Origin of the sequence: Planotetraspora kaengkrachanensis (genome assembly GCF_016862895.1) — a bacterium.
In the GTDB taxonomy this organism is placed as follows: Bacteria; Actinomycetota; Actinomycetes; order Streptosporangiales; family Streptosporangiaceae; genus Planotetraspora; species Planotetraspora kaengkrachanensis.
Genome location: NZ_BONV01000010.1, coordinates 136,058 through 155,597, shown reverse-complemented (window position 1 = coordinate 155,597; position 19,540 = coordinate 136,058). Strand labels below are relative to the sequence as shown.

The following is a 19,540-nucleotide window of genomic DNA, read 5'->3' as shown; positions in this document are numbered from 1 at the left end:
GATCGAGTCACGGGACCCGCGTCGAGGCCCCAGCCCGGATCGTGGAACCTCGCGTGGTTCGTCCTGACGAAAGTGGTGGTCTTCAGTTCCCTGTGGAGTTGCTGCACACGGTCGTCTCCGCCGTGCCCAGCCTTCTGATCAGGATCTTCGTGATGGCCTGCCGCTCAGTCCTGTCCTCTGACTCGGGCTCTGCCTCGGTCGGATGCATCCTCGCCCTCCGTACTTCGCTGTGACCGCGCCCGTTTTCCCCCGAAAGCGACAGGTTGATGGTTCGTCGCGGGCCATCGCCGGTCAAGACCCAATTCTGTTGCGCTCGCGCGGTCATCCGGAGGGCGCGCACACGGAGCAGCCCGGGCGCGGCGGGTGGCGTACCCACACGTGGTGTTCGGGCGCGATGAGGTTCAGCCCCAGGAACGTTCCCGTGGTCGGCTGGGGGACCTCGGTGATCAGGGAGATCACGGCGTGCGCGACCAGTTGGCCGGAGATGCCGGCCGAGATGGCCATCACCCCTGGTCCGCCGAGGTCCGCGGGGAGGTCGGGCCGCCGTCTGCGCGCCTCGCCCTCGACGAGGCACTCGTAGCAGGCTCCGCGGCCGCGTTCGAACGTTCCCACGGTCACGAGCGGGCCGTTGTATCCGCCGCCGACCCAGGGCACGCCCGAGGCCGCGCAGACGCGGTTGGCCCAGACGCTGATCCCCTCGGCCAGGCCGCGTCCCTTCGGCTCGTCGGCGCACAGGGCGAGCACGTCGCAGTCCTGGACGAGGCGGCGCAGGCCCGCTTCGCCGTCCACCCTGCGGCTCTCGCCGGTGATCTCGATGTCGGAGTTCAGCCGGCGCAGGCGCTCCACCGCGATGTCGACCTTCATGCGGCCGATGTCCTCCTCGTTGTAGAGGACCTGCCGGTTCAGGTTCGACAACTCCACCACGTCGGCGTCGACGCAGTGGATGCGCCCGACGCCGGTCGCCGCGAGGGCCCAGGCGGCGTGGCTGCCGGTGCCGCCGAGGCCGAGGACGACGACACGGGCCTTCTTCAGGCGCACCTGCGCCTCCCAGGCGTGCGGCCGGGGCGTCAGGTCGACGAGGTGGAAGAACGCCTGACTCCTCCCGTACCTGTCGCGCTCCCGCGCGCTGATCTCGTCGGGCACCTGGGCGGACGCGTCCTCCACGTGGCCGGAGCCGATCAGCGTGCCCACGATCTCGCGTGCCTCGGGCGCGGAGATGCCGGGCACCGAGCCGCAGATCGTCCGCACGATGTCGTCGGGCGTCCGCGTGCCGTCCATCAGGGTCAGCGCGGCCCACGCACCCCCGAGGGGATCGGTGATCTCCGAGGCGATCCCGTAGATCTCGCCTCCGATGCGCACCGTGCCGTCGTCGAGCCTGTGCGGCTCGTGTGTGCGCTTGACGCGTGGCAGCAGCACCTGTCCGGACCCCCTCGCACGTCGGCCGGCGGAGCGGGCGCCCGCCCCGCCGCCTGCCCGAAGGTCACGCGGTCGAACCGGTGTGGCGACGTGTGCGGCAGCTGACCGGGACAGGCCTCGCTCGCCAAGTCATCATCTGGTGCCCGGTTGTTCAAGACCCAATTCCGGGCGGCCGGTGACGATGACCGCGGCGATGGTGAGCCAGGCCCGCCACGGCCATGATCAGCCAGATGACGAACATCACCTTGAGCACGGCGAACAGCGGCCAGGCCGTGCCGGTCAGCATCGCGAGGAGGACCAGGCCGCCGACGACCAGGAGCGGGGCCGGAGGTCCGCCCCGGTGGACCCGCCCGCGATGTGCCCGCCGGCGTGCCGCGGCCAGGTGCGGCCCCCAGGTCGCGAGGTCGCCGTGACGGCGCTGCCATGGTGGCCCGTCGTGCTCCCACGGCATGCCGTGCGTTCCCCGCGTGGGCCTGTACGGCGCGGCGCCGATGCCGTGCGGCACATCAGAGCCCGGGAGATCGGCGCCCGGGAGGTCGGCGGTGACCCGCCGGAGGTCGCCCGCGGTGCGGGCGGTAAGCGTGGCGTCGAGGCGCTGGTCGAGCTCGTCACGGGTGATCCGGCCCTGCACGAACGCGTCGTGCAGGCTCCGGGTCACCTCGTCGCGCTCCCTGTCGCCGATTCGCATCTCGTCCGGAGAGGCCATGGCCGTCACTCCTCGGCGGGGTCGCCGTCTGCGAGGATCTGGTACAGCTTGCGCCGCGTCTCTGTCAGCACCTGCTTGGCCTGCCTGACCTGGCCGTCGGTCCCGCTGTGCGCGAGCTGGAACAGGGCCGAGGCGGCCTGGCGGGACAGGTCGAACAGCTCGTGGACGTTGTCGCCGATGTCCGGCGTCATCTCCTCCCAGGGCGCCCGCACCTCCTCCGGGTGGGACTCGATGTACGCGCGGCCGGCCTCGGTGAGCTGGAAGGTCTTGCGCCCGTCCGACTCCTCGGCGCGGACCAGGCCCTCGTCGGTGAGCTGCTGGAGAGCCGGGTAGACGGCGCCGGGGCTGGGCTTCCAGCCGCCCTCGCTGCGCTCGGCGATCTCCTGGATGATCTGGTAGCCGTTGCGGGGCTCCTCGGCGAGCAGCGCGAGGATGGCGGCGCGCACGTCACCGCGCTTGGCCTTCCGCGGCCTGCCGAACCCCCGGCCGAAGGGCGTTCCGCCCGGCCCGAACGGTCCACCCGGCCCGAACGGCCCGCCGGGGCCACCCGGCCCGAAGCCGCCCCACGGGCCGCGCCCCCGGTGGCCGCCCCTGTGCCTGTGCTCCTGCGGTCCAGGGTTGTGATGCTCGTCGTGCCACATGGCTGCTCCTCTCATGGCGGCGCGCAGCGCGTGCCGTAACCGGTGGTACTCCTCTCGATGGGCCCATGGCCCGTTCATGGCGAAAGCCGCTGTCATGGTGTCCTCCTTGGAACGGTCTCGACTATCTCTTGATGCTTCAACGATATATCGCGACCGTTCTGAAGAACAAGCCATATCTCGAAATTTCGGCGAACCTAGGTGTCGTGTGCCAGTGCTAAAGATCACGCTGCCGCTGCCGGCCGTCGAGCTCAGCAGACCTCTGGCGTGATCATGCACGCATTCGGAGAACGAGCGCTCACCTGGACCGATTCACTTTGTGATCATGCACACCTTCGCGGACCGGTAGCCCTATCAGGGGTGACGTGGTTCGTGACCATGCAGCGTCCAGCGCCAGATCACGAACAACGTTTCCGCTGGTCACCGCGCACATCGACGAATTCGCGCATGATCACGAAATGAGGCCGCGCAGGTCAGGCCAGCCGTACGCGAGTCAGTGCATGATCACGGTTGGGGTGGGGGCTGGTCGGGCTGGCCGTACGCGAGGCTGTGCATGATCACGGTTGGGGTGGGGGCTGGTCGGGGCTGTCACGCGCGAGTCTGTGCATGATCACGCGGCGGGGGGTGCCGTCGTGGTGGCCGTGCTGACCGTGCCGTTTCTGTGGGTCGCGACGCCCGCGGAGCTGCGCCAGGCCGCCGAATCGGATACCGGGGAGCATAGTGATGCAGATCACGAGAATATCCGCCGAAACGGGAACAGGACCTGAGACCGGCACGTTATTTCGAGCAGACGGGGTTGTTCTGCTCTGAGAGGGCTGGGGGGTGCTCTCGGAGAGGAGCAATCCCGTCTGCCGTATCTACAGGCCATATCAGGCGACACGCGGCAAATGTTCGGTTCGATGATTTTGTCGGCCCGGTGCCGTACGATCTCGGCCGTGATCTTGTCATGATGGGGCATTCGCATGCCCTCAGCGGGGCTGTCGCCTGGCTGGCGGTCTCGCCGGCACTCATAGCGTTACCTGGTCTGACCTCTCCGGAACTGGCCACCGTGACGGGGCCTCTCGCGTCTCCGCCGGAGCTGATCGCGGGCGCGGTCATCTGCGCGGGGGCGGCGATGCTGCCCGACCTCGACCATCCGAGCGCGACCATCGCGCAGACCTTCGGGCCGGCCACCTGGCTGCTGAGCAAGGGCGTCAACTTCATCAGCGGCGGGCACCGGCACGCCACCCATTCCCTGCTGTTCGCCGCGTTGGCCGGGGTCGGCTCCCACCTGCTGGCGCACTACACCCCGGTCGGGCGCGACATCCTCATCGCGCTGATGATCGGCCTGGCGCTGCGGGCGATCGGGATCGGCATCCCGAACAAGACGATAACGTCGGCGGTCCTCAACGTCGCGCTGACGGCGGGACTGTTCGGCGCCTTCTTCATCATGGGCGTCACGTACTCCTGGCTGGGCTTCGCGATCGGGATCGGCTGTCTCGCCCACATCGTCGGCGACTGCCTGACCGAACGCGGCTGCCCGGTGTTGTGGCCCATCAAGGCGCGGTGGCTGCTGCCGTGGGACATCGGCTTCAAGACGGGCAAGAAGTTCGAGAACCAGATCGTCGGGCCGGTCCTGTCGGTCGCGGTGGTCGCGCTGCTCTGCCTGCGCCTCGTGCCCGCCTGACCGGCCTCTGAGGGGTTAACTTGATGTCGAGATATCTCTGGAGATACCTTGATGTCGAGACATCCGGACGCGCCGGACCCACCTCGTTGGCCGGCGCGTGCCGCAGGTGCGGCAGGATGCATACAACGTGAGACAAGCCCGGAAACCTGGGGAGGCGATCCTTCGTGTCCGCGAACAGCTTCGGCAGCCGTGACACGCTCCGCGTCGGTGACGCGTCGTACGAGATCTATCGGCTGGACGCCGTCGAGGGGTCGGCGCGCCTCCCGTACAGCCTGAAGATCCTTCTTGAGAACCTTCTCCGCACGGAGGACGGCGCGAACATCACCGCCGACCACGTGCGCGCCATCGCGGGCTGGGACCCCGGCGCCACCCCGAGCGTGGAGATCCAGTTCACGCCCGCCCGCGTGATCATGCAGGACTTCACCGGCGTCCCCTGCGTCGTGGACCTCGCCACCATGCGCGAGGCCGTGCGCGACCTGGGCGGCGACCCGGCGAGGATCAACCCCCTCGCCCCCGCCGAGATGGTCATCGACCACTCGGTCATCGTCGACTACTTCGGCCACCCCGACTCCTTCGCCCGCAACGTCGAGCGGGAGTACGAGCGCAACCGCGAGCGCTACCAGTTCCTGCGTTGGGGGCAGACCGCCTTCGACGAGTTCAAGGTCGTGCCGCCGGGCACCGGCATCGTCCACCAGGTGAACATCGAGCACCTGGCCCGCGTGGTCATGATCCGGGACGGTAAGGCGTACCCCGACACCTGCGTCGGCACCGACTCCCACACCACCATGGAGAACGGCATCGGCGTCCTCGGCTGGGGCGTCGGCGGCATCGAGGCGGAGGCCGCGATGCTCGGCCAGCCGATCTCGATGCTGATCCCGCGGGTGGTCGGCTTCAAGCTGACCGGCAAGCTGCCCGCGGGCGCGACCGCCACCGACCTCGTGCTCACGATCACCGAGATGCTGCGCAAGCACGGCGTGGTCGGCAAGTTCGTCGAGTTCTACGGCGAGGGCGTCTCCAGCGTGCCGCTGGCCAACCGGGCCACGATCGGCAACATGAGCCCCGAGTTCGGCTCCACCTGCGCGATCTTCCCGATCGACGAGCAGACGACCGACTACCTCAAGCTGACCGGCCGTTCCGCCGAGCAGGTCGCGCTCGTGGAGGCGTACGCCAAGGAGCAGGGCCTGTGGCTCGACCCGTCGGCGCCCGAGCCGGTCTTCTCCGAGTACATCGAGCTCGACCTGGCGACTGTGGTCCCGTCGATCGCCGGGCCCAAGCGCCCGCAGGACCGCATCGCCCTGAGCGACTCCAAGGCCGCGTGGCGGGCCGCCGTCCGCGACTACGCGCCCGACGACAGCATCCAGGGCCCCGCGGACGAGGCCTCGGCGGAGTCGTTCCCCGCCTCGGACTCTCCGGCGATCTCCCACTCCGGCAACGGGGACGTGCCGCACGCGGCGCACCTCAACGGTGAGCGGCCGCACCGGCCGACGCCGGTCACGCTGTCGGACGGCACGTCGTTCGATATCGACCACGGCGTCGTCACGATCGCCGCGATCACCTCGTGCACCAACACCTCCAACCCGTACGTCATGCTGGGCGCGGCCCTGCTCGCCAAGAACGCCGTGGACAGGGGCCTGACCCGCAAGCCCTGGGTGAAGACCTCCCTGGCTCCCGGCTCGCAGGTCGTCACCGGCTACTTCGAGCGCTCCGGGCTCACGCCGTACCTCGACAAGCTGGGCTTCAACCTCGTCGGCTACGGCTGCACCACGTGCATCGGCAACTCGGGCCCGCTGGAGCCGGAGATCTCCGCGGCCGTCCAGGAGTCCGACCTCGCGGTGACGGCGGTCCTGTCGGGCAACCGCAACTTCGAGGGCCGGATCAACCCCGACGTCAAGATGAACTACCTGGCCTCGCCGCCGCTGGTCGTCGCCTACGCCCTGGCCGGCACGATGGACATCGACCTGAATAACGAGCCGCTCGGCACGGGTTCGGACGGCAAGCCGGTGTTCCTCGCCGACATCTGGCCCGCGCCGGAGGAGGTCGCCGCCGTGGTGTCGGAGTCGATCGGCCAGGACATGTTCCTGCGCGACTACGCCGACGTCTTCAAGGGCGACGAGAACTGGCAGTCGCTGCCCGTCCCGACCGGGAACACCTTCGAGTGGGACCCGTCGTCGACCTACGTGCGCAAGGCGCCGTACTTCGACGGGATGCCCGCGTCGCCCGAGCCGGTGTCCGACATCTCCGGCGCCCGGGTGCTGGCGCTGCTCGGCGACTCGGTCACGACCGACCACATCTCGCCGGCGGGCTCGATCAAGGCGGACTCCCCGGCCGGCCGCTACCTGCGCGAGCACGGCGTCGAGGTCAAGGACTTCAACTCGTACGGCTCCCGCCGCGGCAACCACGAGGTGATGATCCGGGGCACCTTCGCCAACATCCGGCTGAAGAACCTGCTGCTCAACGGCGTGGAGGGCGGCTTCACCCGCGACTTCACCAAGGGCGGCGAGCAGGCGTTCATCTACGACGCCTCGAGCAACTACCAGGCCGCCGGCGTCCCGCTGGTCGTCCTGGCCGGCAAGGAGTACGGCTCCGGGTCGTCCCGTGACTGGGCGGCCAAGGGAACCGCGCTGCTCGGCGTCCGCGCCGTCATCGCGGAGTCCTACGAGCGCATCCACCGGTCGAACCTGATCGGCATGGGCGTGCTGCCCCTGCAGTTCCCCGAGGGCCAGACGGCGGCGTCGCTGGGCCTGACCGGTGAGGAGACCTTCGACGTCACCGGCATCGAGGAGCTCAACGACGGGACCACGCCGGCGACCGTGACGGTCAAGGCGGGCGGCGTCGAGTTCCAGGCGGTCGTCCGGATCGACACCCCCGGAGAGGCCGACTACTACCGCCACGGCGGCATCATGCAGTACGTCCTGCGGTCGCTGCTCGCCAAGAGCTGACCCGACGACGAGTGAGCCGCCCGGACGACCTCCGTCCGGGCGGCTTTTGTCATTTCCGCAGCAGATGCTGGAGAACGGCTTTCAACTGGTCGAACACCGCGTCGTCCACGGACCCCAGCCGCCGATGGAGTCTACGCACGGATACGCTCCGCACCTGCTCCAACATGGCCCAGCTCGGCTTGTTCAGACCTGTTTCCAAGGTGTCCATCGCTACGTGAAACGGCCAGTCGCGCGCCGTCGTGGTGACGGGTGCCGTCACCACGAGGCCGAGGGGGACACCGTTGAGCGCCGGCCCGCTCATGATCACCGCAGGCCGTGTGCCGGCCTGCTCGCGGCCGAGCGTCTGGCCGAAGTCAGTCAGCCAGATGTCGCCCTGATCGATTCTCATCGTGCTCCTGAGGGGTGAGATGGGAGAAGTCCTCCGGCTCGAGGCCGTCCGCGACGGCGTTGTCGAAGATCGCGGTTTCGGCGAGATAGTCGGCCCAGGCCTCGGGATCCGCCTGTGTGCGGGCGACGGCCGCCGCACACGCCTGGACGAACTTCTTGTGCTCGTAATCGGAGACGGCATCGTCGATCACTGCGGTCATGGGTCTGCCTTCCTGTTCGGCGATTTGCGCGATCTTGTCGCGAGTAATGGTGCTGACCCTGATCGTCGTGTGCTTCTGCTCGCCGGTCATACGAAAGAGGCTACGCCGATGTCTACAGATGGGTCTATGACAATGTCGTCGAGATACAACCATACGAGTCGACCGATCACTCTCGCAAGAGAATTCGATTACTGACGGTGATTGGCGGCATATCCGGTTGCCTGAGGGGGACGGCGGACGGCAGGGTTGCCGGACATGTGGTCTGAGCTCTTTCCCCTGCTCGCCGGGGGCGTGGCGGTGTTCGTCGGCGCGGTCGTGCAGGGAGGGGTGGGCTTCGGCCTGGGCCTGATGGCCTCTCCGCTGATCGCCATCACGAACCCGGACGCCATGCCGGGCGCCGTCCAGGTCGTCAACGCCACGCTGCCGCTGTTCACACTGGCCGTCGAGTGGCGCGGAGTCGACTGGAAGGGCCTGGGCTTCGCCGTACTCGGCCGGTTGCCCGGCAGCGTCATCGGGGCCGTCGTCGTGGTCTACGTGAGCACCCGCGCGCTGGGTGTGCTCGTCGGCGTGATGGTGGTGATCGCGGTCGTGCTGACGGCGCGCGCGCCGGCCGTGCCGCGCAACGGCAAGACGATCGCGTCGGCCGGCTTCCTGTCCGGGATCACCGGGACGGCGACCGGCATCGGCGGCCCGCCGATGGCGCTGGTGTACCAAAGCGCCAGAGGGACGCAGGTCAGGGCCACTCTCGCCTTCTTCTTCCTGTTCGGCGCCCTGCAGTCGCTCGGCATCCTCGCCGTCGTGGGAAAGTTGCCGGCCCGCGCGCTCGGCATCGGGGCCGCCCTCATCCCGTTCATGATCCTCGGGTTCGCCGTCTCCGGCCCCCTGCGCCGGCGTCTTGACGGCGGAAGGCTCCGCGTCGCCGTGCTCACGGTGGCGGCCGTGTCCGCGTGCACCCTGATCGGCCAGAGTCTTGCCAGGTGGTGAAGGCCCGGCCAATTCTCGTTTCTCCATTGTTACCGCGGACAACAAAAGTTACCGTCCTGTGTCTTACCCCCCGCTTTGTTCTGTCTTACGTTGTCTCAAACAACATTCCCTGGAGCGGTGAGTGCCGTGACCCGGCGTTGCCGAACAGGGCGGCCGACCAGCAATCTCAGTGCCGGCTTCTGGGATCGACACGTGGCCGGTCGCACCTCCTCATAGACCCCCAGCCAGAAAGGACCCACGCCAATGCGCAAGGGGATCCTCACCATCGGCGCCACAGTCGCGGCGCTCTCTCTTGGTCTCACCGCCTGCGGGGGCGACGACGGTGGCACCACGGCCGCGCCGAGCGGGGCGCCTGCGGCGTCCGGTGCCTCGATCGGCAAGATCGGCGTAATCCTTCCCGACAGCAAGTCGTCGGCCCGGTGGGAGACCGCCGACAGGAAGTACCTCAAGGAGGCCTTCGACGCGGCGGGCGTGGAGTCGGACATCCAGAACGCCCAGGGCGACAAGACCGCGTTCCAGACGATCGCCGACCAGATGATCACCAACGGCGCCAAGGTCCTGGTGATCGTCAACCTGGACAGCGGCACCGGCAAGGCCGTGCTCGACAAGGCCCAGTCGCAGGGTGTCGCCACGATCGACTACGACCGCCTGACCCTCGGCGGCAGCGCCTCCTACTACGTGTCGTTCGACAACGAGAAGGTCGGCCAGCTGCAGGGTGAGGGCCTGGTCAAGTGCCTCACCGACGACAAGGTCGAAAAGCCGATCATCGCCGAGCTGAACGGCTCGCCGACCGACAACAACGCCACGCTGTTCAAGAACGGCTACGACTCGGTCCTCCAGCCCAAGTACGACTCCGGCGAGTACGTCAAGGGCCCGGACGACTCGGTTCCGGACTGGGACAACGCGCAGGCCGGCACGATCTTCGAGCAGCAGCTGACCCAGCAGCCCAAGATCGCCGGTGTCCTCGCCGCCAACGACGGCCTCGGCAACGCGGCCATCGCGGTGCTGAAGAAGGAGAAGCTGAACGGCAAGGTCCCGGTCACCGGCCAGGACGCGACCGTGCAGGGTCTGCAGAACATCCTCGCCGGCGACCAGTGCATGACGGTCTACAAGGCGATCAAGAAGGAGGCCGACGCGGCCTCGCAGCTGGCCATCGCCCTGGCCAAGGGTGAGAAGCCGGCTGCTCCGGCCAGCGTCAAGGACCCGGAGTCGAACCGTGACGTCCCGTCGGTCCTGCTCGACCCGCAGGCGATCTACTTCGACAACGTCAAGGACGTCGTCACCGACGGCTACGTGACCAAGGACGAGCTGTGCACGGGCGACTTCGCCGCCAAGTGCACCGAGGCCGGCGTCAGCTGAGTTCCACTCGCCGGGCCGGTACGGCGGCGCCGTACCGGCCCCTTGAAGTACGGAGTCATCCATCGTGTCCCAGGGACCGGTCCTGGAACTGCGCGGCATCAACAAGAGCTTCGGTGCCGTGCAGGTCCTTCACGACGTCGCCTTCTCGGCTTACTCAGGAGAGGTGACAGCACTTGTCGGCGACAACGGCGCCGGCAAGTCCACGCTGGTGAAGTGCATCGGTGGGATCCATCCCAGCGACACCGGCGAATACTTCTTCGAGGGCGAGAAGGTCCACGTGGGCGGACCCCGGGACGCCGCGGCCCTGGGCGTCGAGATCGTTTACCAGGACCTCGCCCTGTGCGACAACCTCGACATCGTGCAGAACATGTTCCTCGGCCGCGAGCGCAAGAGCGGCCTGGTCCTGGACGAGGCGAGCATGGAGGAGATGGCGGCCAAGACCCTCGACGGTCTGTCGGTCCGCACGGTGACCTCGCTGCGCCAGCACGTGTCCAGCCTCTCCGGAGGCCAGCGCCAGACGGTGGCGATCGCCAAGGCCGTCCTGTGGAACAGCAAGGTCGTCATCCTCGACGAGCCGACCGCCGCCCTCGGCGTGGCGCAGACCGCCCAGGTGCTCGAGCTGGTCCGCCGCCTCGCGGACAACGGCCTCGCCGTGGTGCTCATCTCGCACAACATGAACGACGTCTTCGCCGTGTCCGACCGGGTCGCGGCCCTCTACCTGGGGCGGATGGCCGCCCAGGTCAAGACCTCCGAGGTCACCCACTCGCAGGTCGTGGAACTCATCACGGCCGGGCGCAGCGGTGAGCTCGGCATCAAGAACGACAACGGAGCGGCAGCATGACCACGGAAACGCTCCCGGAGCAGCAGCGCAGGAACGACACCTCGATCACCGCCTACGCCGGGGGCTACGTCGACCGGGTGCGGGGCGGCGAGCTCGGCGCGCTGCCCGCGGTCTTCGGGCTCATCGTGCTCTGCGTGATCTTCTCGATCCTCCGCCCGGCCTTCCTGACGCCGGGGAACTTCGCGAACCTGTTCACCCAGGGCGCGGCGGTCGTGGTCATCGCGATGGGCCTGATCTTCGTCCTGCTCCTGGGCGAGATCGACCTGTCCGCGGGCTACGCCAGCGGCGTGTGCGCCGCCGTCCTCGCCGTGTCCCTGACCAACCAGGGGTACCCCTGGTACGTGGCGGTGCTGGCCGCGATGGTCACCGGCGTCGTCATCGGCGTGGCCCTGGGATCACTGGTCGCCAAGCTGGGCATCCCGTCGTTCGTCGTGACGCTGGCCGCCTTCCTCGGTTTCCAGGGCATTCTGCTGCTCCTGGTCAAGGGCGGCACGAACATCTCGATCAGGGACACCACGATCCTCGCGATCGCCAACAAGAACGTGCCGCCGATCGTGAGCTGGATCGTGCTGGTCGTCGGCGTGGCCGTCTACGCGGGCATCCAGCTCTTCAGGGCCCGGCGCCGCATCGGCCGAGGCCTGAAGGCCGACCCGTTCACGCTCATCGCCTTCCGCGTCCTGTCCCTCGCCGTCATCAGCGGCGTGGCCGTCTACGTGCTCAATCTGGAGCGCAGCCGCAACGCCCTCATCGTGTCGCTCAAGGGCGTGCCGATCGTGGTCCCGATCATCGTGGTGCTGCTGATCGTGTGGACGTTCGTCCTGCGCCGCACGGCGTACGGCCGGCACATCTACGCCGTCGGCGGCAACGCGGAGGCCTCGCGCCGCGCCGGCATCAACGTGGACCGCATCCGCATCTCGGCGTTCGTGATCTGTTCGTTCATGGCGTCCATCGGCGGCATCATCGCGGCGTCCCGCGCCAACTCGGTCGACCCGAACACGGGCGGAAGCGACGTGCTGCTGTTCGCGGTGGGCGCGGCCGTCATAGGCGGCACCAGCCTCTTCGGCGGCAAGGGCCGCGCCCTCGACGCGGTTCTGGGCGGCGCCGTCGTGGCCGTCATCCAGAACGGCATGGGCCTGATGGGCTACAGCGCGGGGGTGAAGTACGTCGTCACCGGCTCGGTCCTGCTGCTCGCGGCCGGCGTGGACGCCCTGTCCAGGAGACGGGCGGCCTCGACCGGCCGCCGATGACCCCCCGACGTAAAAGGGCGATCTCCACGTAGGGTGATCCCCGATCCCTGACCAACAAGGAGAACCGAGGCTGTCCAGATGATGCGCGCAGGTCCCTCACAGGAGGAGATCCGCAAGCACAACCTCGGCACACTGCTCCGCCACGTCCACCTGGGAGGCCCCACCTCCCGGGCGGAGCTGACCAGCCTGATGGGGCTCAACCGCAGCACCATCATGGCGCTGACCGCCGATCTGACGGCCGCGGGCCTGGTCAGGGAAGAGCTCCCGAAGGACACCGGCAAGGCGGGCCGCCCGTCGCTGGTCGTCAGGCCGGAGTCGTCGCGGGTCTACGTGCTGGCGTTCGACGTGGGCGTGGACCGGCTCGCCGCCGCCCGTGTCGGCCTCGGCGGGGTGATCCTGGACCGCCGGGTGGCCGTCCGGCAGCGCGGGTCGTTCGACATGGCCCAGGTCGTCGGCATCCTGGCCGGATTCGCCCGGCAGATGCTCCGCAAGACCCGCCCCGACACGGTCTGCGTCGGGGCGGCGGCGGCGTTCTGCGGCGCCGTGCGGAAGTCGGACGGGGTCGTCAGGATCGGGCCGAACATCGGCATGGAGGAGACGCCGTTCGGCGAGGAGCTCTCCGGGAAGCTCGACCTCGCGCTGCCGGTGAACGTCGGCAACGACGCCAACCTCGGCGCGCTCGCCGAGCACACGCGGGGGATCGGCCAGGGCTGCCGCGACCTCGTCTACCTGCACGGCGACGTGGGAATCGGCGGCGGCATCGTGGTGAACGGCCAGCTCCTCGGGGGGTTCGCCGGCTACGGCGGCGAGGTCGGCCACATGATCGTCAACCCCGGCGGGCGGCCGTGCGGCTGCGGGTCCCGCGGCTGCCTGGAGGCCGAGGTGGGGGAGCGGGCGCTGATGGACCGCGCCGGGCGCAACGGCAGCGACGCGGTCGGCCGTGACTGCGTGCGTTCGGTGGTCGACGCCGCCGACCGGGGCGACGTGGTCGCCCAGGAGGCGCTCCACGGGGTCGGGAACTGGCTCGGCCTCGGCGTCGCGAACCTGGTCAACATCTTCAACCCGGAGATGGTGATCTTCGGGGGGACGCTCAGGGAGATGTACCTGGGGTCCGCCGCTCAGGTGCGCAGCCAGATCAACGTCGGCACCCTCGGCGCGTCGCGGGAGAACCTGCGGCTGCGCACGTCGGGCCTGGGGGACGACGCGCCCCTCCTGGGAGCCGCCGAGCTGGCCTTCGGCCAGGTGCTCGCGGATCCGCTCGACGTCCTGTCCCGCCACACCTCGTGATCCGGCGCCCGAATCCGCGTGATCTGCCTCACATTCCCACAGGGCCGGGCGAAAGCCTAAGAGGAAGCTCGAGTGGGCATCCCACCCCATAAGGATGCGCCGGTCACGGATGGGGGCCCCGGGTGTCGAGGTGAATGCGCGGTAAAGCACAATTAACGAGAATTCCCTCTCGGGGTGTGAAGGTTCAGTGCAGTTCCTAGAGGGAGAGCCGCTCTCGCGAACTACACTCTGGTCTGTTCGAAGACGAGCGAAAGGGATGACTCGGTGGGGATTCTGGAGACGATTAAGGATCCGCTCGATCTGAAGAAGCTGGCGTCCGGCGATCTGCCGGAGCTCGCCGCCGAGATCCGGGACCTGCTGGTCTCCACCGTGGCCCGCACAGGGGGTCACCTGGGCCCCAACCTGGGCGTCGTGGAGCTGACCATCGCCCTGCACCGCGTCTTCGACTCTCCGCGCGACCGGATCATGTTCGACACCGGCCACCAGGCGTACGTCCACAAGATGCTGACCGGCCGGGCAGGCGACTTCGGCACGCTGCGCCAGGAGGGCGGGCTGTCCGGCTACCCCAGCCAGGCGGAGTCCGAGCACGACGTCATCGAGAACTCCCACGCCTCCACCGCGCTGTCCTACGCCGACGGCCTGGCCAAGGCGTTCACGCTCCGCGGCGAGACCGACCGCACCGCGGTCGCCGTGATCGGCGACGGCGCGCTGACGGGCGGCATGGCCTGGGAGGCGCTGAACAACATCGCCGGTCGCAAGGACCTGCCCCTGATCGTCGTGGTCAACGACAACGGGCGCTCGTACTCCCCGACGATCGGCGGCCTCGCCTCCCACCTGTCGACGCTGCGCATGACCCAGCGGTACGAGCAGGCGCTCGAGCTGGTCAAGAACAACCTCGGCCGGGTCCCCGTCGTCGGCGCGCCGCTGTACGAGACCCTGCACGGCGTGAAGAAGGGGCTGAAGGACATCTTCGCCCCGCAGGTCATGTTCGAGGACCTGGGCCTGAAGTACGTCGGCCCCATCGACGGACACGACGAGGCGGCCGTCGAGGCGGCGCTGCGCCGGGCGCGGGCCTACCGCGGGCCCGTCATCGTCCACGTGATCACGCACAAGGGCCACGGCTACGCGCACGCGGAGAACCACGACGAGGACTGCTTCCACAGCCCGCAGCCGTTCGACGTCGAGACGGGCGAGGAGCGGGCGCGGCCGCACAGCTGGACCAACGTGTTCAGCGAGGAGATGGTGAAGATCGGCGCGCAGCGGGAGGACGTCGTCGCGATCACCGCGGCCATGCTCCACCCGGTCGGGCTCGCCGCGTTCGCGGACGCCCACCCCGAGCGGATCTACGACGTCGGCATCGCGGAGCAGCATGCGCTGACCAGCGCCGCGGGTCTCGCCCTCGGCGGCCTGCACCCCGTGGTGGCGATCTACGCGACCTTCCTCAACCGGGCCTACGACCAGCTGCTGATGGACGTCGCCCTGCACCGGCTCCCCGTCACGGTCGTGCTCGACCGCGCGGGCGTCACCGGAGACGACGGGCCGAGCCACAACGGCATGTGGGACCTGTCGATGCTCCAGGTGGTCCCCGGCCTGTCGATCGCCGTCCCGCGCGACGCCGTACGGCTCCGCGAACTGCTCGCCGAGTCGGTCGGCATCGAGGACGGCCCGTCGGTCGTCCGCTTCCCCAAGGGCGCGCTGCCCCGGGAGATCGAGGCGGTCGGCCACCTCGGCGGGATGGACGTGCTGCGGGCGGGCGACCCCGACGTCCTGCTGGTCGCCGTCGGCCCCATGGCCGACATCTGCATGGACGCGGCGACCCTGCTGGACGCCCAGGGGATCTCCGCCACGGTGGTCGACCCCCGCTGGGTCAAGCCGCTGGACGAGGCCCTGGTGCTCGCGGCGGCGGCGCACAAGCTGGTCGTGGTCGTCGAGGACGGCGGGCGGTCCGGAGGCGTGGGCGACGCCGTCGCCCGCATGCTGCGCGACGCCGACGTCGACGTGCCGGTGCGGACCTACGGGATCCCCCAGCGCTTCCTCGACCACGCCAAGCGCCAGAAGATCCTCTCCGACATCGGGCTCACCGGGCAGGACCTCGCCCGTGAGATCACCGAGGCGGTCGCCAAGCGTTCGCCCGTGCTGGAACGGCATCCCGCCCGCCAGGCACAGTGATCTCCGTGTGATCCGGCGGCCCCGGACCGGCCCGCCGGGCCGGGGGCCGCCGACGGTAACCGGGCGTAACACCGGCGATTACGGGAAGTCTGCAGGTCATCGGCACGATGAGGAGCCTGCGGATGAGTGTGTTCCGTACCAAGACGGTTGAGCAGTCGATCCGGGACGCCGAGGGCGGCGAACACCGCCTGAAGCGGAGTCTCAGCGCGCTCGATCTGACGGTGTTCGGGATCGGCGTCATCGTCGGCACGGGCATCTTCGTGCTGACCGGCGTGGCCGCGCGCAACACGGCAGGGCCGGCCGTCGCGTTGTCGTTCGTCGTCGCCGGGATCGCCTGCGGGCTCGCGGCGCTCTGCTACGCCGAGTTCGCGTCCACCGTCCCCGTCGCGGGTTCGGCCTACACCTTCGCCTACGCGACGATCGGCGAGTTCCCCGCGTGGATCATCGGCTGGGACCTCATGCTCGAGATGGCCCTCGGCGCCGCCGTCGTCGCCTCCGGCTGGTCGGGATACCTCACGTCGCTGCTGAAGAACTTCGGGGTCGACCTGCCGGCCTCCCTGGCCGGCGACGCCGCCGTCGTCAACGTGCCCGCGGCGCTGATCGTGCTGGCGCTGACGGCCGTCCTGGTCGCCGGGATCAAGCTCTCTGCGCGCTTCAACGCGACCATGGTGGCGATCAAGATGGCGGTCGTCCTGCTCGTCATCGTCGCCGGGCTGTTCTACGTGAAGGGCGCCAACTACCAGCCGTTCATCCCGCCGGCCCACGAGGTCGACGGCAAGGGCGGACTCGCCGCGCCGCTCATCCAGGTGCTGTTCGGCGTGCAGCCGGTGGTCTTCGGCGTCTTCGGGATCTTCACGGGTGCGGCGCTGGTCTTCTTCGCCTACATCGGGTTCGACGTGGTCGCCACGGCGGCCGAGGAGACCCGCCGGCCCCAGCGTGACCTCCCCATCGGCATCATCGCCTCGCTGGCCGTGTGCACGGTCCTCTACGTCGCGGTCTCCCTCGTCGTGGTCGGCATGCAGCACTACTCCTCGCTGAGCGTGTCGGCGCCGCTCGCCGACGCCTTCAGAGCGGTGGGAGCACCGTGGCTGGCGACGCTCATCAGCGTCGGCGGCATCGCGGGACTGACCACGGTCGTGATGATCCTCATGCTGGGGCAGAGCCGGGTGCTGTTCGCGATGTGCCGCGACAACCTGCTGCCGCGGCCCCTCGCCCGCGTCCACCCCCGGTTCCGCACGCCGTACCGGATCACGGTCGTCATCGGGGTGGTGACGGCGCTCCTGGCGGCGTTCATCCCGCTTGCGGCGATCGCCGAACTGGTCAACATCGGCACGCTGTTCGCGTTCGTCGTGGTCTCGATCGCGGTGATCATCCTCAGGCGCACCCGGCCGGAGCTGCCGCGGGCCTTCCGGACCCCGTGGGTGCCGGTCGTGCCGGTTCTCGCGGTCCTCGCGTGCGTCTACCTGATGCTGAACCTGCCGGTCGAGACCTGGCTCAGGTTCCTCGTGTGGATGGTCATCGGCGCCGGCGTCTACTTCGGGTACGGCCGCCGCCGCAGCCGGGTGCCGGTCACTGAGGAGCCAGTCCTCGAAAACTGAGGACGGCGCCCGCGACGGTCAGCAGGAGCCCGCTGCCGCCCAGGAGCAGCCGGTAGCCCCGGAGGCCGAGACGGTGCCTGCCCGCCCCCACGGCCCAGGCGAGAGCCACCTTGGAGCCGCACAGGACCAGGTAGAAGCCGCCCACGAAGGCCAGGGCCGACGCGGGCGAGTGCTCCCACGCGGCGTCGAAGGCCGGCGCGCCGACGGCGATCCAGAAGAGCCAGGGATGGGGATTGAGGAGGTTCACCGCGACCGCGCTCAGGACCTGCCGCACCGAGGAGGGCTCCGTCTCGCCGGGCCGCGGAGGCTCCGCCGTACGGGACTCGCGGATGGTCGAGACGCCCAGGTAGACGACGTAGAGCCCGCCGACGACCGACAGCACGCGGACGAACGTCCCCGGCATCGCGCCGACCACGGTCAGGGAGAGCAGCACGACGGGAAGGTCGGACAGCAGCGGCACGCAGGCCAGGCGCACTCCGGACCGGAAGCCGCCGCGCAGGCTGGCGGCGATCACGAGGCTCAGCAGCGCGCCCGGAGTGACTCCGGCGCCCAGCCCGAGGCTGAGCCCCAGCAGCAACTCCGTCACGCGGCGATCCTCCCGATCTGTCCTGGTGAGGTTACCGGGAAGGCCGCCGGTGGGGGAATCGGGGTGATCAGTTCTCCGCGAGCGGGATCCTCACCACGAACCGGGCGCCACCCATGTCCGAACGTTCGGCCGTCAGGGTTCCCCGGTGGGCCTGCGCGATGTCACGTGCGATGGCCAAGCCGAGCCCGGTGCCGCCCTGGTCGCGGCTTCGTGCGGCGTCCAGGCGGGTGAACCGCTCGAAGATCCGCTCCCTGTCGGCGCCGGCGATCCCCGTTCCGTCGTCGGAGACCGCGAGCACGGCGGCGGAGCCCTCGCGGTAAACGTCGACGTGCACCGTCTGAGCCGCGTGCCGCTGGGCGTTGTCCAGCAGGTTCGTCAGCACACGTGCCAACTGGATCCGGCAGGCCCTGACAGTCGTGCCGGCCTCCAGTCGCAGCCGCGCGGGAAGGCGGTCCGAGCGCAGGGCGATCTCCTCCTCGACCAAGAGAGACAGATCCATCGCTTCCCCTTCGATCGGCATTCCGGCTTCCAAACGTGAGAGCAGCAGCAGGTCGGCGATGATCGTCTGCAGCCTGTCGACGTCGCCCAACGCGTCGCGGAGCAGGTCGGGGAGCGCCGTCTCGTCCGGATGCAGTTGCGCCTCCTCCAGGAGGACACGCAACCCGGCCAGGGGAGTGCGCAGTTCATGGGAGGCGTCACACGCGAATCGCCGTTGCTGGGCGAGCGCTCGTTCGGACCCCTCCTTCGCCACCTCCAGGCGATCGAGAGTGCCGTTGATCGTCCTGGCGAGCTGGACGATCTCGTCGTTGCCGCGCGGCTCGGGTACGCGGCAGCTGAGATTGTTGCTGTTGATCGTGGTCAACGTCCCGCGGATGGCCTCGATCGGGCACAGCAGCCGACCGATGATCTTCCATACCACCCATGCGGCCAGCACGATGAGCGCGGCCGCCTGGAGCGCGAACAGCCACTGGCCTCGCGTGGTGCCGGTCGTGCGACTGGCCGCGTAGACGACGGCGGAGCCAGGCGTGGGATCCACCCGGAGAGCCGCGACGTATACGCACCCCAGGGGCTGCGACGCGCAGGTGCGGAGGTCCAGTTGGGGGGCGCCGGCCGACGGCCACACGTCGGTCAGCGGCGCGAGCCCACGGGCGGCGGGGGTCGCAGCGAGCACGCGCCGGTCCGGCCCGACGACCTGGATGACGTCGACACCTGTGATGTCCGGCCTGACCGGATCTCTCGCCCGTCCGGAACGGACGGTGGATGCGGTCATGGTGGCCTGACGCTGGACGTCCATCCAGGCGGTGTCGTTCTCGGCCTGGCCCGTCAGCATTTCTTCCTGGACGAAGGCCGGTACGGCGAAGAGCGCCACCAGTGCCGCGATCAGGAGGGTCGTGCGGGGCCGTATCGACCGGAGGAACAGCCGGGTGCAACGGTCGGACAGAGTCGTGGGGAGAGTCGTGGGGCGCAAAGAAACCTCCCTGGCAAGTGATCAATGTTCTGCACTGGACCGCTTGTGC

Annotated in this window: 17 protein-coding genes; 9 read left to right on the top strand and 8 right to left on the bottom strand. The window is 69.2% G+C overall.

Annotation, left to right across the window (positions count from 1 at the left end):
* Positions 1-82: 82 nt before the first annotated feature.
* From Pka01_RS41255 to Pka01_RS14250, 4 genes are all read right to left on the bottom strand, one after another.
* Positions 83-208, bottom strand: coding sequence for a hypothetical protein (locus Pka01_RS41255; RefSeq protein ID WP_275414466.1), 126 nt, complete (start codon positions 206-208; stop codon positions 83-85).
* Positions 209-321: 113 nt separating this feature from the next.
* Positions 322-1,416: a HesA/MoeB/ThiF family protein gene (locus Pka01_RS14260; RefSeq protein WP_203883202.1), complete on the bottom strand. Its 1,095-nt coding sequence runs from the start codon at positions 1,414-1,416 to the stop codon at positions 322-324.
* Between the two features lie 151 nt (positions 1,417-1,567).
* Complete coding sequence (locus Pka01_RS14255) at positions 1,568-2,122, bottom strand: DUF1707 SHOCT-like domain-containing protein (protein ID WP_239114966.1); 555 nt, start codon at positions 2,120-2,122, stop codon at positions 1,568-1,570.
* A gap of 5 nt (positions 2,123-2,127) precedes the next feature.
* Complete coding sequence (locus tag Pka01_RS14250; protein ID WP_203883201.1) at positions 2,128-2,859, bottom strand: PadR family transcriptional regulator; 732 nt, start codon at positions 2,857-2,859, stop codon at positions 2,128-2,130.
* Positions 2,860-3,709: 850 nt separating this feature from the next.
* On the opposite strand from Pka01_RS14250, the gene Pka01_RS14245 reads away from it, so the two are divergent.
* Both Pka01_RS14245 and Pka01_RS14240 read left to right on the top strand, forming a co-directional pair.
* Positions 3,710-4,426 carry a metal-dependent hydrolase gene (locus Pka01_RS14245; protein ID WP_239114965.1) on the top strand — a complete coding sequence of 239 codons (717 nt, stop codon included), beginning with the start codon at positions 3,710-3,712 and terminating at the stop codon, positions 4,424-4,426.
* A gap of 164 nt (positions 4,427-4,590) precedes the next feature.
* The gene (locus Pka01_RS14240; RefSeq protein ID WP_203883199.1) at positions 4,591-7,365 is read left to right on the top strand and encodes an aconitate hydratase; all 2,775 of its coding nucleotides are present in this window, start codon (positions 4,591-4,593) and stop codon (positions 7,363-7,365) included.
* Between the two features lie 49 nt (positions 7,366-7,414).
* On the opposite strand, the gene Pka01_RS14235 is transcribed toward Pka01_RS14240, so the two are convergent.
* Positions 7,415-7,753, bottom strand: a complete 339-nt coding sequence (locus Pka01_RS14235) for a type II toxin-antitoxin system PemK/MazF family toxin (RefSeq protein ID WP_203883198.1) — start codon at positions 7,751-7,753, stop codon at positions 7,415-7,417.
* Complete coding sequence (locus Pka01_RS14230; protein WP_203883197.1) at positions 7,719-8,042, bottom strand: hypothetical protein; 324 nt, start codon at positions 8,040-8,042, stop codon at positions 7,719-7,721. The genes Pka01_RS14235 and Pka01_RS14230 overlap by 35 nt, the downstream gene beginning before the upstream one ends.
* Positions 8,043-8,207: 165 nt before the next feature.
* Here Pka01_RS14230 and Pka01_RS14225 point away from each other — a divergent pair, with 165 nt between their 5' ends.
* The 7 genes from Pka01_RS14225 to Pka01_RS14195 all read left to right on the top strand — a co-directional run bounded on the left by Pka01_RS14225 (position 8,208) and on the right by Pka01_RS14195 (position 17,437).
* Positions 8,208-8,936: a TSUP family transporter gene (locus tag Pka01_RS14225; RefSeq protein ID WP_203883196.1), complete on the top strand. Its 729-nt coding sequence runs from the start codon at positions 8,208-8,210 to the stop codon at positions 8,934-8,936.
* Positions 8,937-9,179: 243 nt separating this feature from the next.
* Positions 9,180-10,295 (top strand): sugar ABC transporter substrate-binding protein, encoded by a 1,116-nt coding sequence (locus Pka01_RS14220; RefSeq protein WP_203883195.1) that lies wholly within the window; start codon positions 9,180-9,182, stop codon positions 10,293-10,295.
* A gap of 64 nt (positions 10,296-10,359) precedes the next feature.
* The gene (locus Pka01_RS14215) at positions 10,360-11,136 is read left to right on the top strand and encodes an ATP-binding cassette domain-containing protein (protein ID WP_203883194.1); all 777 of its coding nucleotides are present in this window, start codon (positions 10,360-10,362) and stop codon (positions 11,134-11,136) included.
* Positions 11,133-12,383 carry a sugar ABC transporter permease gene (locus tag Pka01_RS14210; protein ID WP_203883193.1) on the top strand — a complete coding sequence of 417 codons (1,251 nt, stop codon included), beginning with the start codon at positions 11,133-11,135 and terminating at the stop codon, positions 12,381-12,383. The genes Pka01_RS14215 and Pka01_RS14210 overlap by 4 nt, the downstream gene beginning before the upstream one ends.
* A gap of 81 nt (positions 12,384-12,464) precedes the next feature.
* Positions 12,465-13,670 (top strand): ROK family transcriptional regulator, encoded by a 1,206-nt coding sequence (locus tag Pka01_RS14205; protein ID WP_203883297.1) that lies wholly within the window; start codon positions 12,465-12,467, stop codon positions 13,668-13,670.
* A 264-nt stretch (positions 13,671-13,934) separates the two neighbouring features.
* Complete coding sequence (dxs, locus tag Pka01_RS14200) at positions 13,935-15,839, top strand: 1-deoxy-D-xylulose-5-phosphate synthase (protein ID WP_203883192.1); 1,905 nt, start codon at positions 13,935-13,937, stop codon at positions 15,837-15,839.
* Between the two features lie 122 nt (positions 15,840-15,961).
* Positions 15,962-17,437 carry an amino acid permease gene (locus Pka01_RS14195; RefSeq protein WP_275414465.1) on the top strand — a complete coding sequence of 492 codons (1,476 nt, stop codon included), beginning with the start codon at positions 15,962-15,964 and terminating at the stop codon, positions 17,435-17,437.
* Here Pka01_RS14195 and Pka01_RS14190 read toward each other — a convergent pair.
* Positions 17,409-18,023: a LysE family translocator gene (locus Pka01_RS14190; protein ID WP_203883191.1), complete on the bottom strand. Its 615-nt coding sequence runs from the start codon at positions 18,021-18,023 to the stop codon at positions 17,409-17,411. The genes Pka01_RS14195 and Pka01_RS14190 overlap by 29 nt on opposite strands.
* Before the next feature lie 67 nt (positions 18,024-18,090).
* A complete protein-coding gene (locus tag Pka01_RS14185; RefSeq protein WP_203883190.1) occupies positions 18,091-19,491 on the bottom strand; it encodes a sensor histidine kinase in 1,401 nt (466 codons plus the stop codon).
* Positions 19,492-19,540 lie beyond the last annotated feature (49 nt).